Raw genomic sequence first — 13,476 nt, forward strand, 5'->3', positions numbered from 1 at the left:
CAGATGATCGGGGATGCAGCGCCGGGCCTGAGGCTCCGCGCTGCCGTCAGTCGGAATGGGCAAAATTGGGGGGCGAATCCATCCAGTCGTATTGCCCTGTCGCAGCCGCCCACGCCCAATTTTTCCGCCGTGGCGACCGCTTATTGCTATCGTAACGCTCGCTTGGCGTCTGTCCGGCACGCGGCTGGCTGTCATCGCCTGCAAGCTCGCGGCTGTCCGCGCCGGCTCCGCTTCTGCCGTCGTACATCGCGGTTCCTTCCTCTTCCAGATCCAAGGCGCCTGCCCTTCAACGTAACGCGAAAGCCAAGCGACGGCAAATGGCAGGCACAACCAGATGCGTGCCCGCCAGATCGTCTTGGCGCAAGAATGGAGCGTAGCCCAGCGGCGATCCGATCGATCCGCTCCGCTGACATGGCAATCAGATAGGCTCACATCCTTCGACGGTGAACGCCTGCGCAAGACCCACGTCGATTCCTTGGGAAGCACCGGTGAACAAGCACCTTGCGCCCGGTCAGCCCAAGTTCCATGCTTGCCCCTTGCATGGCTCAGCCAAAGCGTCCCCCGCTCACATGCAGTACCTCGCCGGTAATGAAGCCCGCGCGCTCGGAGGCCAGAAAGGCAACCGCGTCGGCGATATCTCCCGGACGACCAACACGCTTGATAGGCTGCATCTGCACCGCACGCTCCTTGATGGTCTCGTACGAAGGCAACGCCTGTACCATTTCCGTCTCGATAAAGCCCGGTGCCACGCAGTTCACCGTGACGCCATAGCGCCCTTGCTCGATGGCCAGTGCCTTGGCCATGCCAATCAGCCCTGCCTTCGCAGCCGAATAGTTGGCCTGTGTGGGATTGCCGAGGTGCGCGCGCGAGCTGATGTTGATGACGCGGCCCCAGCCCTGTTCGATGAAATGCGGCATCACCGCCCGGGTCGCCAGGAACGCCCCCTTGAGCATGACCGCAATGACGAGGTCCCAGTCTTCCTCGCTCATCTTCACCAGATACTTATCCCGCGGGAATCCGGCGTTGTTGACGAGGATGTGCACCCCGCCAAATTGGGCAACCGTTTCTTCCACCAGCCGGCTCACGTCTTCAGCCTTGGTGATGTCGGCGATTACGCAATGGGCTTGCAGGCCATCAGCACGCAGCGCCGCGACAGTCTCTTCTGCCCGCTCGCGGAGCACGTCCGTCACGACCACGCGCGCGCCCTCTTCCGCCAGCCGGCGCGCCGTTGCCGCACCCAGGCCTCGTGCGGAACCGGTAACGATGGCGACACGGTCCTTGATCTGAAGATCCATTTCCTTCCTTTTCATTAGCCGCGGCGGCGGATGCCATCGCGATGGACAGGCGGTCCGGCAACGAGGCCGAACGAATACCGGAATCGTATAAGTCGTACCGCGCCGCATCAAATGGCGATCGGCGAAGCCGCGATTCGCCGCCCGCGAACACCTGCCGGCCTGGTTCGTGTTCCGGCAATCGCCGGCTCGCGAATCGGCATTTGAGCCACGCGGTTGCCGCCTCTACCATCAGTTCCAGCGGTATGGAAAACGCACCGCAAGGCGCGGACAAGAGATCAGACAAGCACCCTCCCGGAGTGGTGCACTGAAAGGGCAACCCGATCATGACACCTCCCGCACAGATCACGATGACCCTGGAACGGGGCCTTCATGTGCTTCGTGCCTTCCGTGCCGAGCGTACGCCGCTCACAAACAGCGAGATCGTCAAGCGCACCGGCCTGCCGAAAGCGACGGTGTCACGCCTGACCACCACCCTGATCGCGCTGGGCTTCCTGCGCCGCGTTGCCGGCAGCACGCAGTTCGAGCTGGCCCCGGCTTCCCTCCACATCGGCGACACCTACCTGGAAACCAACCCGGTCACCGATCGCGTGCACCCCTTCCTGCAGGAACTGGCGGACCGACTCAATGTGTCGGTCGCCCTTGCCGTGCCTGATCAGCTCGATATGCTCTATATCGCACATCGAACCAGTTCGCGCATTGCGACCCTGCGCCTCGGCGTGGGCTCGCTGCTGCCGATGGGCTGGACGGCGACCGGCCGTGCTTGGTTGTGGGGGTTGCACCCCGAGGCCCGACATGAATACCTGGAAACCCTCAAGCGCGCGGACGGCGCGCGCGTCGCCGAGCTCGAACGCGGCATCGCTGCAGCCTTTCAGGACCTGCAGAGCCTTGGGGTCTGCACTTCCCTGGGCAAGTATCAGCGCGGTGCTTACGGGATTGCCCTGCCGGTCACGGTGGGACGTTCAGCCACACTGATGTCGCTGAGCTGCGGCGCGGTTGAGTTGGAGCCGGACATGGCAGCCATCACAGAACGCCTCGCGCCAGTGCTGAAGGCCGCGGCAGCCGACCTCGTCGAACTGCTGCGGGATATTGATACGCTGATCTGACGGTCGATCCGCGGCGCCTTCCCGGGCGCCATGGCGGCATCAGTGACACGTGCTCAATCGCTCCTCTAGGGCATGCGCCGTCGCGGCGAGCCTCGGGCCCAACTCCCGCTCCATCCTGGCCCGATTCATGCCCGCGCTGCGGCCAACGCTGGCCAGCACCACTGACGGATGTCCCGGCACGCTGAGCGGTACCGCAACCGATGCCAGCTCGCGCCCGCAAGGCGACATGCAGAAGCCATACTGGTGGAGCTGTGACATGCCCTCGGCCATCTGCCTGCGCACCGAAGGCCAGTCACGGCCGCTCTTGCGCTCAACGTTACTCTGGAGGTAGAAACGCTCCCGTTCCGGCAATGCGGCCAGCAATGCCCAGCCCATCGGGGACGAAGCAATCGGCACGCGGATCCCGGCGGCAAGGTGCGTGTCGAGATAGACGTTCTTGCCAACCTGCGATTCATTGACGATGACATCGAGCCGGTCGCGCGCACCCAGGATGACATGGGTATCGCTGGCGTCGGCGAATTTCTGCATCTCGATGCGGGCGGCGCGTTGCACGCTGTCGCCCGATACGGCTGCGTAGCCCAAGGTCAATGCGGCCGACGCAAGCCGGTACTTGCGCCGGCTCTCGTCGTAGCGCAAATAGCCGAGTGCTGCCAGGGAATGCACCATCCGGGACACGGTGGGCGCCGGAATGCCGGTCGCCACGGCAATCTCCTGGTTGCCCATCCACGGATGCTCAGCGCTGAATGCAGCCAGCACGGCCAGGCCGCGGGCCAGCGGCACCACCCGCACGTCACCCTTGTCGAGATCACGGTTCGATTGCTTCACGGCTTGAACGGTTGCCATGGCTGTCTCCATTTTTTCCGGCCAGGCCTTCATTGGACCGAGCCGCTATTCTCATCACGCCTCAAGGGTAATCAGCTGGCGGCGATGGACCAAGTTGTGTTCCGCGACGCGGCGATTCGCCAACCGCGATCCAGCACCCCGCGTGCCGGGCAACTGGCTCAGGATGACGCCGGCCCAGGCTGCCCGGCCAGCTGAGAACTCGGCGCGCGCGTCAGACCAGGCGCAGGATATCGTCGACCCGGGCGCGCTCGGTGCGGTAGCCATTCACCGGATGTGCCCTGTCGGCGTAGCCGAAGGAGATGCCGCACACCACCTTGCGTCCCTCCGGAATGGAAAAGTAATTGCGAATGAAGCTGGACTGCATGGCCAGCGCAGCCTGCGGCGTGGTGGCCACGCCATGAGCCTGGGCTGACAGCAGGAAGGCGCTGACGAAACCGCCCGCGTCCACAGCGCCATACGTTCCCAGCTCCTCCGGCACGGTGACGATCGCCACATGCGGCGCGCCGAACAGGCGGAAGTTTTCGAACGACTGGTCTTCGCGCTTCTCCTTGTCGCCGCGGCCAATCCCCAGCGCTTCATAGAGCTGAAAGCCGGCTTGGCGGCGACGGTCGAGGTAGACGCCCCGGTATTCGTCCGGAAACGGAAAGTCGGAGTCCAGTTCGGGGTGCTGCCGCACCTGCTCCATCAGCGCATTCCTGAACTTTTCAGTGCTCTCGCCCGAAGCAATTACCAGATCCCAGGGTTGCGTGTTGCACCACGAGGCGGTGCCGCGCGCGGCGTCGACGATGCTGCGGATCACGTCCTCTGGCACCCGTTCGCGCAAATAGGCGCGGCACGTGGCGCGCCCGAAGATCAAGCGCCGTAGCGCATCAATATCGGCATTTAGTGCGGTCATGGGGACCAATCCTTCCAGGAGTCAGTTCGTGCCGGGCAGCGGCCCGGCGATGCTCGCCAACCTTCCCCGAACGGGAAAAGGTTGGCGCCATGGCCTATCGGCACGCCTTGCGCAGACCCAGCACGTTGTGGGCCACGAACTGCTCAATAAGACTTCGGCAGCCCGAGCTTGCGCTCGGCGATGTTCGACAGGATAAGCTGCGGGGTGACGGGCGCAATGTAGCCGATCCAGGCTTCCCGCATGAATCGCTCCACGTGATACTCCTTCGCGTAGCCGAAGCCTCCATGCGTGAGGATCGAGGTCTGGCAAGCGTTCATGCAGGCCTCGGATGCCAGCAGCTTGGCCGCATTGGCCTCCGAGCCGCAGGAGATCCCTTTGTCGTAGAGATCGGCAGCGGCGAGCAGCATGTGGTTGGCAGCCTCGAGCTCCGCCCAGTTGCGGGCCAGCGGATGCTGGACACCCTGGTTCTTGCCGATCGGACGACCGAAGACGACGCGGTCCTTGGCGTATTGCGTGGCAAGCTTGAGCACCGCGCGGCCGATACCGACCTGCTCGGCGGAGACGAAAACGCGCTCCGCGTTCATGCCGTGGAAGATGTACTTCAGGCCCTTGCCTTCCTCACCGATCAGCGAGTCTTTGGAGACCGGCAGATCGTCGATGAACAACTCGTTGGTGTCGACGGCGGCGCGGCCAAGCTTGTCGATCTCCCGAATCTCCACATATTTGCGATCGAGCTTGGTGTAGAACAGGCTCAACCCTTCGCCGTGCTTCTTGACCTCCTCGACCGGCGTGGTGCGCGCGAGAATCAGCATGTGGTCAGCGACCTGCGCGGTCGAAATGAAGACCTTCTTGCCCGAGATCAGGTAATTGCCATCGGGCTGCTTCTTCGCCACAACCTTGAGCTTGGTGGTATCAAGGCCCGTGTCCGGCTCGGTGACTGCGAAACACGCCTTGTGTTCGCCCCGGGCAAAGGGCGGCAGCCAGGCCTTCTTCTGTGCATCCGTGCCGAAATGCACGACCGGCTGCAAGCCGAAGATGTTCATGTGGATAGTGGACGCGCCCGCTTGCCCGCCGCACTCGGCCACGGTACGCAGGAAGAGCGCAGCTTCAGTCACGCCAAGGTTCGAGCCGCCGAACTCCTCTGGCATGCAGATTCCGAGCCAGCCGCCGCTGGCGACAGCCTCGAAGAACTCGTGCGGAAACTCGTGGTTCTTGTCCTTGTTCCGCCAGTACTCGAGCGGAAAGTCCGCACAGATCTTTTCTGCCGCATCAATAATGGCGAGCTGATCGGCGCTGAGTTGGTAATCCATCGCTTCACTCCTGCAGGTGTCAGATTAGGCCTTGTCGGCAGGGCGCAGCATCATCAGGCCGGTGCGCACGGCAGTGCAGACGATTTCGTCGCGCTGGTTCTTGGCAACGTGCTTGAAGGTGACGATGCCAGAGTCTGTGCGGCTCTTGGAGATGCGGGTTTCGATGATCTCAGTCTCGACGCGGATGGTGTCGCCGTGGAAGGTGGGCTTGGGGAAAGCAATCTCGCCAAAGCCGAGGTTGCCCAGCGTGGTGCCCAGCGTGGTCTCATACACCGTGATGCCGGCCACCAGCGCCAGCAGGAACATGCTGTTGACCAGGCGCTGGCCGTAGAACGTATTCTTGCTGTACTCGGCATCGATGTGCAGCGGTGCACAGTTGTAGGTCATGGCCGAGAACAGGACGTTGTCGGTCTCGGTGACCGTGCGGCGGATGGCGTGCTCGATCACCATGCCGGGCTTGAATTCTTCGAAGTAAAGGCCTGCCATTTTTCTATCTCCTTGGGTGGTCACAATCAGTTGTTGAACGATTGCGCAAGCTCGATGATTTCGCGCGCCGTCTTCACATGCGCGATGTCGATGTGTTCGCCGTCATAAATGCACGAGGCGCGCCCCTCGGCCTGGGCCTTTTCCAGCGCGTCGATCATCCCCTGGTAGAACGCCACTTCTTCCTCGGTGGGACTGTAGGTCTTGTTGACGATCTCGACGTTGGAGGGATGCAGCACCAGCTCGCCGCTCATGCCCAGCTGGCGGTCGTTGGCGGACGAGACCTTGAGCCCTTCCAGGTCATGCACCTGCTGCCATACTCCGCCGATGGGCAGCTTGCCCGCGGCGCGTGCGGCCATGACGATGCGCGACTTCAGGTACAGGGTCTCGCGCCCTTCGAGCGACCAGACGGTCTTGAGGGCACGGGCCACGTCGGCGTTCTTGGCCGTGGCGCCGACAATGGCGGGCACGCGCTCGTGCTGGGCGATCTCGTAGGCGTATTGCAGCGAGCGGGCGGTCTCCAGCAGCGGAATCACCCGGGTGTGGCCCACCGGCACGCCGGCGCGGTATTCGGCCTCGGCCAGCATGGACGAGACGGTATGAATGTCCTCAGGGCCGCAGGGCTTGGAAATCACAATGCCCTCGACCACCGGATTGACGATTGCCAGGATGTCTTCGTAGTCGTACAGGTGTGCGCTGCGATTGATGCGCACCCAGATGCGCGGTTTCTGCCCAGCCAGCCAGTCCAGCTTGGACTTGACGATCTCACGCGCCTCGACCTTCTGGGCCGGCGGCACGCTGTCCTCCAAGTCCAGGATCAGCGCATCCGCTTTGGCTGCCACAGATTTCTCGATCCAGTCTGGCTTGTTGCCCGGCACGAACATCATGGATCGTATCGGTTTCATGGCACTTACACTCATCCTCGTCTCCTGGTAATGATTACTGCCTTACAACTGTTAGATAAACGGCGAAAAAATTTTTGGAGCTCCCGTGGCCTTGATGCTAGATGGGCCAGGTGGTTTTACTCAAGTAGTGACTGGCGAACCACCGACTCGCATTGCGCGAATCGGCGATGCACGGACGGCTTCAGCCCGCCGGATGGCGCCTCGGCAACCGTTGCAGGCAGCGAAACTTGGCCACCACCTCGTTGCGCTGGTTATAGGCGCGACGTTCCAGTTCGATCAGGCCGGCGTCAGGGCACTCGGGGTCGTCGCGCTTGTCCAGCACCTCGCTTTCCACATGGATGGTGTCGCCGATGAAGACGGGCCGCGTGAAGCGCGCGTCGCTGAAGGCCACGGTGCCTGACACCGGGTCCCGTGCCAGTCCGGCCGCACCGATGCCGCATGCCAGCCCCAGCAGGAGGATGCTGTTTACTGCACGCATGCCATATGGCGCGGCTTCGGCATACGCCTGGTCCACGTGCAATGGCTCCATGCCATAGGTCAGCGTGCTGAACAGGAGGCTATCGGCCTCCGAGAGGGTCTTGCGGATGGCATGCCGGTAGGCGCTGCCAATCACAAAGTCCTCGAAGTAGCGGCCGGTCGCGGCGTCGGACATGGATGCATTCCCTTGAAAGGCGGGACTTGATGCGCATGCCACGACGCAGCGTCCCGTCACGCTTCAAGGGTAATCAGCAAGCGGCGAGGCGCCAAGTTGTGTTCCGCGACGCGGCGATTCGCCAACCGCGATCCGGCATCAGGCATGCCGGACGGCTCAGGATGACGCCTGCTCTGGCTGCTCGGTCAGCTGGCGGATCAGCGCGCGCGTCGCCGCCGTGATCGTCTTGCCGCGACGCGTGCCGATGCGCACGCTGCGCGTCGTCCATGGTTCGGGAATCCGTAGCACCGTCGAGCGCGTGCTGGCCTCGAGCGAGACCATGCACTCCGGCAGGATGGTCACGCCAAGGCCCGCCTCAACCAGGCTGCGCGCCGCCTCGGGACCACTGATTGTGAACTTGGGATGCAACACCCGGCCGATCGCGCGCGCGGCGCGGTTGACATCCGACATCAGCGTGGTGTTCGGGTGCATGGCAATGAACGGCTCGCGGATCAGGTCGGCGAGGGCGACTTCAGGCTGCTCGCCCAGCGGGTGGCCATGCGGCACCAGCGCGACCAGACGGTCGACGCGATATGGCAGGCTGTCCAGCGGCTCATCGTCGATATCCGGGCTGACGATATACACCGCCATGTCGACATCCCCCGCCACCACCGAACGCACCAGGTTGGTATTGGCGTCCTGTTTCAGCTCCAGCTCGACCAGCGGGAAATTGCGGGAGAACTCGCCGATCTCGCGCGCCAGGTACTGGATGATGACGGCACCCGTGGTGCCCACGGTGACGTGCCCACGAACCCCTTCGGAGAATTCGCCGAGTTCCCGGCGCATGTCCTCGAGGTTCTCGAACAGCAGGCGCAGATGGCGCGCCAGGACTTCGCCCGCCGCGCTCGGCGCCACCCCGCTGGGATTGCGCTCGAACAACTGCACGCCAGCAATGTCTTCCAGATCCTGGATGCGCTTGGTTGCCGCGGAGGCGGCGATGTTCTCGCGGATGGCGGCGCGCCGGATCTGGCGCTCTTCCACCACCGTCAGGAACAGCCGCAGGGTGAACAGGTCGACCCGCCGGGTCAGGCCATGCACACTCAGCGTGCTCATGGTGTCTCCTTCAATGGTGGAACCGGTCTGTCGCCGGGTCGGGCGTCGCGGGCATGCTGCATGGCAGCATGCGCTACGTGTGCCGCGAATCGTACCGCGAGTATACCGCCATGTCAGGCGGACCTGCACGGCTGCCGCGGCCAGGCGCGTGCCGCTCAGCCCGCGCCAACGCCGCCGCTGCCATGCAAGCTGGAGACTTCCTGCAGGTCCAGGTCGTGTTCCAGGTGACGCAGCAGTTCGTCGCTGAGCTGTCCGGCGCGATGCATCTTGAGTAGTTCGGCCCTGGCGGCGGCAAGCCCGGCCAGGACCACGGCGAAGTGGGCCGATCGTGCCTCGTCGGGAAAGACGCTGTCCTTGAAGCGCTCGGTCAGTTGCGCCCGGTAGTTGTACTGCTCCCACAAGCGCGGGTGCAGCAGCTTGCCGTCGGCGTCGAATACCAGCGGGCGAATGGCATCCAGCTGCACTTTCTCCAGCCGGGCCCAGGCCTGGGGTTCGGTCAACTTGACGACACCTCCGCCCGCTTTCATCTTGCCGACGTCGAACATGCCGATCAGCGGGCCAATGGTCGTGCCCTGGACCAGCACCGTCACCAGGATCACGGCGAATGCCGCCACCAGGATCAGGTCCCTGCCCGGCATCGCCTCCGGCAGTGCCAGCGCAATCGCAAGCGTCACCACGCCGCGCATCCCCGCCCAGCTCACGATCGTTGCCGAGCGCCAGTCCGGCCGTGCCTGGTGCCTGTGCAACAGGCGGTGCCAGGCCGGCTTCAGCGCTTCCGTGGCAAAGACCCACACAAAGCGCGACAGCACCACTGCCACCATGACGATGGTGACCGGCAGCGCCAGATAAGCCACCGCATCCGCCGTGCCGCCGAGCCGGCCAATCACGCCGCGCAGCGACAAGCCAATCAGCAGGAAGACCAGCGCTTCCAGCAGGAACACCATCATCTGCCAGAACGCCGTGCCACGGATCCGGGTCGTTGCCGAAAACACTCGGTGCTGATGCCACCCCAGCATCATGCCCGTGGTGACCGTGGCGATCACGCCGGAGACTTCCAGCCATTCCCCCAAGATGTAGCTGATCCAGGCCGGCAGGACCGATGCCGTGATGATCAGGTACTCATCTGTCAGCACCGTGATGACGCGTATTAGCGCGACACCGACACCGACGCCGACAGCGACCCCGCCCAATGCCAGCACCACGAATTCGGCCGCGGCGTGCTGGATGCTGAATGCGCCGGTCAGCGCGGCCGCGACCGCGAAGCGGTAGAGCACCAGCCCTGACGCATCATTGAGCAGGCTTTCGCCTTCCAGCAATGCCATCATCCGCCGCGGCAACGCGACGCGCTCCAGCAGCGCCTTTGCCGCGACCGCATCGGGCGGGGACACGATGGCGCCCAGGGCAAAACATGCGGCCCACGGCAGACCGGGGACCACTAGATGGACTGCCACGCCGACGACCAGCGTGGTGAACAGCACGGCCCCGATGGCCAGCATCAGGATGCCGCGCAGGTTGCGCCGGAACTCATCCCAGACCGAAAAGTAAGCGCCGTCCATCAGCAGCGGCGGCAGGAAGACGACCAGGACCAGGTCCGGGTCAAGCTCCACGTCGGGCAGCCCAGGTATGAAAGCCATGGCGATGCCGCCAACGAGGAAGGCGGCTGCAGGGGGCAACCGGAGCCGTTTGGCAAGCAGATCCAGGCCGATGATGACGACCAGCGATAGCAGCACCAGCTTGAAGGCAAGAACCGGCGACATGGCGTTTCCCCCAGGGGTTCGGTGTTGCGGCAATTATCCACGAAACATCGATAGCTACGTGATGCAAGAGGCTTGTGCTTTCGATTTCCGGAACAAGCGCGGCAATCGGATTGCCGGGGGCGGTACCCGACGCTCTAATCGTTCGCAACGAGCGCCCGCCTTTTCTCATCAGCCAGCCAGGCGGCCGCCCGATTCATGCCGTGGGGTCACCCGTCGGACTGCTGGCGCGCGACCCCATGATGGCTAACCACCCACAAAAATCTGCCATGACGAGATTTCCACGCCAGAGTTCCGAAGACCCGATGGCTACGCTGTGCCGCATGGCATTGCAAACGCAGTACGAGGACCTGCCGGCAGACGTCATCCGGCATGCCAGGCATACGTTGCTGGACGCCATGGCCGTCACCATCGGCGGCTCGGCGATGGACGGCATACCGGCGATCGTTGAGTTGGTGAAAGACAAGGGAGGCAAAGCGGAAACCATGCTGCCCTTCTATGGCGGCAAGGTCCCTGCCGCAGAGGCGGCGCTGGCCATCGGGCCGATGCCGCGCGCCATGGATTGCGGCGACCTCCATGAAGAGGCCGGGCACGTCAGTGAATACATCGTTGCCAGCCTGCTGGCCGCTTCGGGCCTGCGGCAGAAAGTGACGGGTAAGGAGTTCCTCGCTGCGCTGGTGATCGGCCAGGAGATCCTGATCCGCCTTGGTTCGGCCTACAAGGTCATCAGCCGGGCAGTCAAGGCCAACGACTGCGGCGGCCACTACATCTTTGGCGCGGTCGCGGCGGTCGGCAAACTTCTGGGACTGACCCAGGAGCAGCTCGAAAACGCCCAGGGCATCGCGCGCACCATGACGCAGCCGCATACGATGGCCATCTACGCCCCCGCCACGCTGATGGTCCGCGTGCATCACGGACTGGTGTGCCAGGCGGCGATCACAGCGTGCCAGCTGGCCGCGCGCGGCATCACCGGACCGCGCGAGGAGGTGCTGCTAGGCGCCAACGGCTACCTGAACACGGCCCGCTGGGAAACGGAACCCGAAGCGCTGACACGGGATCTCGGCGGGCGCTGGGAACTGGCGAGCATCATCACCAAGGGCTACAGCGCCTGCTATTTCTCGCATTCCTCCATCGACGGCATCCGTGACCAGATGCGCAGCAATGGCTTTGGCGCGGCCGACATCGCGAGCATCCACATCGATGTCTCCACGTCTGGCTGGCGCGCGGTCTGCGAACCGACCGAAAAGAAATGGCAGCCACGGACCGTACCGGAATGCCAGTTCAGCCTGCCCTACGCCGTGGCCACCGCGGCGTTCGACGACAAGGTATTCCTGGACTCCTACAGCGCCAAGGCCAGGGAGCGGGAGGACGTCCGCGAACTGATGACGCGGATCACCGCATCGGAGGACCCCTCCGTGTCCGACTGGGGCGCACGGCTGACCACCAGGCTGCGTGACGGGCGCGTGGTCAGCAAGGAATACGTCTACGTGAAGGGCCACCCCGAGAACCCGTTCAGCGAGCAGGACTTCATTGCCAAGTTCAGGCTGTGCGTGCCCTATTCCGCGTACCCGTTAAGCGAAGAGCGCGTTGACACGCTCATTGACGACATCCTGCACCTGGAGCGGATCGACGACGTGGCGCAGGCCCTGCTCGCGCCGCTGACCCCCGCCGAAGCCTGAACCAACAGGCATGGCAAAACTACTGGAGACAATGTTCAAATGGAAACGCTCGAACAACGCGTCATGCCGAAGGTGTTCCGGCGCCTCGTCCCGCTCCTGATCCTCTGCTACTTCGTGTCCTTCCTGGACCGCGTCAATGTCGGCTTCGCGGCCTTGCAAATGAACAAGGACCTGGGACTGAGCGCCACGGCATTCGGACTGGGGGCCGGCCTGTTCTTCCTGACCTACTTCCTCTTTGAAGTGCCGTCGAACCTGCTGCTGGTCCGCTTCGGGGCGCGCCGCTGGATCGCGCGCATCATGGTGACGTGGGGACTGGTTTCGGCTGCGACCGCGTTCGTCACCGGGCCGACCGGCTTCTACATCGTGCGCCTGCTGCTCGGCCTGGCGGAAGCCGGGTTCTTCCCGGGTGTAGCCTATTTCCTCACGCTCTGGTTCCCTTCGGCATACCGCGCGCGCGTGATGGGCTACCTGCTGGTCGCGGCGCCGATGTCCACCGTGATCGGTGCCCCGATCTCAGGCGGGCTGCTGAACCTGGAGGGCGTGATGGGCCTGCATGGCTGGCAATGGATGTTCATCCTGGAGGCGCTGCCCGCCGTCATTCTCGGATTCATCGCGCTGAGGCACCTGAGCGGCGAACCGTCGGATGCCCCCTGGCTGTCGGCGGACGAGCGCAGCTGGCTGTCCCAGCGCATGGCGACGGAGGACCGTGAGCGTCGCGCCGAACATCACCTCTCGGTGGCACAAGTGTTCTTCACCCCCAAGGTGTGGCTGCTGTCGATGATGGCCTTCGGCTTCTTCCTGAGCATCTTCGGCGTCGGCTTCTTCCTGCCGCAGATCGTCAAGTCGTTTGGCCTCAGCAATGTGCAGACCGGGTTCGTGGCCGCGATTCCGTACGTGATCGCCTCGTTGAGCATCGTGTTCTGGGCCAGGCGCTCGGACGCGCGGAAGGAACGCCGCCTGCATATCGCGGTGCCCGCGTTTATCGCCGGGGTGGCGCTGATTGCCGCGGCGCTGGTGGACGACTCGATCCTGAAGATGATCGCCTTCAGCGTGGCTGCCTTTGGCATCTTCGGCGCCCTGCCGGCGTTCTGGGCCATCAACACCACCCTGCTCAGCGGACCCGCGTCCGCCGCCGGCATTGCCTTCATCGGGGCGGTCGGCAACCTGGGCGGCTTCGCGGGGCCGTCGCTGCTCGGGCTGTCCAAGGACCTGACCGGCAGCTATGCTGGCGGGCTCATGATCCTGGCCGCCGTGGCCTTCGTCGCTGCCGCCGTTGCGCTGGGGGTCGGCAGGCGCAGCAACCCGCCCGCAATCGCCCTGACACCAACCGGCGAATAATCCGCTCACCCCGGGGCGCGTCTTGCGCTCACTGTACGGAACCGGAGTCCGCCTCGGATTGACAGCCCCAATACTTGCGAGGAATCTGGTCACCATGCCAGCGCATGTCGCCATCGACCGGGCGACG

General features: G+C 64.1%; 12 protein-coding genes. 3 read left to right on the top strand and 9 right to left on the bottom strand.

Going from position 1 to position 13,476, the window contains the following annotated elements; translation table 11 throughout:
- Positions 1 to 545: 545 nt before the first annotated feature.
- Positions 546 to 1,295 carry a 3-oxoacyl-ACP reductase FabG gene (gene fabG, locus AC1RWI_RS01685; protein ID WP_492864162.1) on the bottom strand — a complete coding sequence of 250 codons (750 nt, stop codon included), beginning with the start codon at positions 1,293 to 1,295 and terminating at the stop codon, positions 546 to 548.
- 323 nt (positions 1,296 to 1,618) lie between these two features.
- On the opposite strand from fabG, the gene AC1RWI_RS01690 reads away from it, so the two are divergent.
- Positions 1,619 to 2,398, top strand: coding sequence for an IclR family transcriptional regulator (locus tag AC1RWI_RS01690; protein WP_043353961.1), 780 nt, complete (start codon positions 1,619 to 1,621; stop codon positions 2,396 to 2,398).
- A gap of 39 nt (positions 2,399 to 2,437) precedes the next feature.
- Here the strand turns inward: AC1RWI_RS01690 and AC1RWI_RS01695 are convergent, their stop codons facing one another.
- The 8 genes from AC1RWI_RS01695 to AC1RWI_RS01730 form a co-directional block, all read right to left on the bottom strand.
- Positions 2,438 to 3,241, bottom strand: a complete 804-nt coding sequence (locus AC1RWI_RS01695) for an IclR family transcriptional regulator (protein ID WP_492864164.1) — start codon at positions 3,239 to 3,241, stop codon at positions 2,438 to 2,440.
- A 211-nt stretch (positions 3,242 to 3,452) separates the two neighbouring features.
- Entirely contained in the window at positions 3,453 to 4,136 is a 684-nt protein-coding gene (locus tag AC1RWI_RS01700; RefSeq protein ID WP_492864166.1) for a nitroreductase, read from the bottom strand.
- 143 nt (positions 4,137 to 4,279) lie between these two features.
- Positions 4,280 to 5,446, bottom strand: a complete 1,167-nt coding sequence (locus tag AC1RWI_RS01705) for an acyl-CoA dehydrogenase family protein (protein ID WP_043353958.1) — start codon at positions 5,444 to 5,446, stop codon at positions 4,280 to 4,282.
- Between the two features lie 24 nt (positions 5,447 to 5,470).
- Positions 5,471 to 5,932, bottom strand: a complete 462-nt coding sequence (locus tag AC1RWI_RS01710; RefSeq protein ID WP_042877232.1) for a MaoC family dehydratase — start codon at positions 5,930 to 5,932, stop codon at positions 5,471 to 5,473.
- 26 nt (positions 5,933 to 5,958) lie between these two features.
- Positions 5,959 to 6,834 (bottom strand): HpcH/HpaI aldolase/citrate lyase family protein, encoded by an 876-nt coding sequence (locus tag AC1RWI_RS01715; protein ID WP_492864169.1) that lies wholly within the window; start codon positions 6,832 to 6,834, stop codon positions 5,959 to 5,961.
- Positions 6,835 to 7,015: 181 nt separating this feature from the next.
- Positions 7,016 to 7,486, bottom strand: a complete 471-nt coding sequence (locus tag AC1RWI_RS01720) for a MaoC family dehydratase (protein WP_492864171.1) — start codon at positions 7,484 to 7,486, stop codon at positions 7,016 to 7,018.
- Between the two features lie 156 nt (positions 7,487 to 7,642).
- Complete coding sequence (locus AC1RWI_RS01725; protein ID WP_492864173.1) at positions 7,643 to 8,578, bottom strand: LysR family transcriptional regulator; 936 nt, start codon at positions 8,576 to 8,578, stop codon at positions 7,643 to 7,645.
- A 155-nt stretch (positions 8,579 to 8,733) separates the two neighbouring features.
- Complete coding sequence (locus AC1RWI_RS01730; protein WP_492864175.1) at positions 8,734 to 10,335, bottom strand: Na+/H+ antiporter; 1,602 nt, start codon at positions 10,333 to 10,335, stop codon at positions 8,734 to 8,736.
- A 266-nt stretch (positions 10,336 to 10,601) separates the two neighbouring features.
- On the opposite strand from AC1RWI_RS01730, the gene AC1RWI_RS01735 reads away from it, so the two are divergent.
- Complete coding sequence (locus tag AC1RWI_RS01735) at positions 10,602 to 12,011, top strand: MmgE/PrpD family protein (RefSeq protein WP_043353951.1); 1,410 nt, start codon at positions 10,602 to 10,604, stop codon at positions 12,009 to 12,011.
- A gap of 39 nt (positions 12,012 to 12,050) precedes the next feature.
- Positions 12,051 to 13,349, top strand: a complete 1,299-nt coding sequence (locus AC1RWI_RS01740) for an MFS transporter (RefSeq protein WP_043353949.1) — start codon at positions 12,051 to 12,053, stop codon at positions 13,347 to 13,349.
- Positions 13,350 to 13,476: the final 127 nt, after the last annotated feature.

The organism is Cupriavidus sp. MPR-AND1C (genome assembly GCF_058809705.1).

Bases quoted from the DNA above. Each gene is read 5' to 3' on its own strand.
- AC1RWI_RS01740 (WP_043353949.1), top strand. From the start codon at position 12,051: ATGGAAACGCTCGAACAACGCGTCATGCCGAAGGTGTTCCGGCGCCTC.
- AC1RWI_RS01730 (WP_492864175.1), bottom strand. From the start codon at position 10,335: ATGTCGCCGGTTCTTGCCTTCAAGCTGGTGCTGCTATCGCTGGTCGTC.
- AC1RWI_RS01690 (WP_043353961.1), top strand. From the start codon at position 1,619: ATGACACCTCCCGCACAGATCACGATGACCCTGGAACGGGGCCTTCAT.
- AC1RWI_RS01725 (WP_492864173.1), bottom strand. From the start codon at position 8,578: ATGAGCACGCTGAGTGTGCATGGCCTGACCCGGCGGGTCGACCTGTTC.
- AC1RWI_RS01700 (WP_492864166.1), bottom strand. From the start codon at position 4,136: ATGACCGCACTAAATGCCGATATTGATGCGCTACGGCGCTTGATCTTC.
- AC1RWI_RS01735 (WP_043353951.1), top strand. From the start codon at position 10,602: ATGACGAGATTTCCACGCCAGAGTTCCGAAGACCCGATGGCTACGCTG.
- AC1RWI_RS01695 (WP_492864164.1), bottom strand. From the start codon at position 3,241: ATGGCAACCGTTCAAGCCGTGAAGCAATCGAACCGTGATCTCGACAAG.
- AC1RWI_RS01720 (WP_492864171.1), bottom strand. From the start codon at position 7,486: ATGTCCGACGCCGCGACCGGCCGCTACTTCGAGGACTTTGTGATTGGC.
- AC1RWI_RS01710 (WP_042877232.1), bottom strand. From the start codon at position 5,932: ATGGCAGGCCTTTACTTCGAAGAATTCAAGCCCGGCATGGTGATCGAG.
- AC1RWI_RS01705 (WP_043353958.1), bottom strand. From the start codon at position 5,446: ATGGATTACCAACTCAGCGCCGATCAGCTCGCCATTATTGATGCGGCA.
- AC1RWI_RS01715 (WP_492864169.1), bottom strand. From the start codon at position 6,834: ATGAAACCGATACGATCCATGATGTTCGTGCCGGGCAACAAGCCAGAC.
- fabG (WP_492864162.1), bottom strand. From the start codon at position 1,295: ATGGATCTTCAGATCAAGGACCGTGTCGCCATCGTTACCGGTTCCGCA.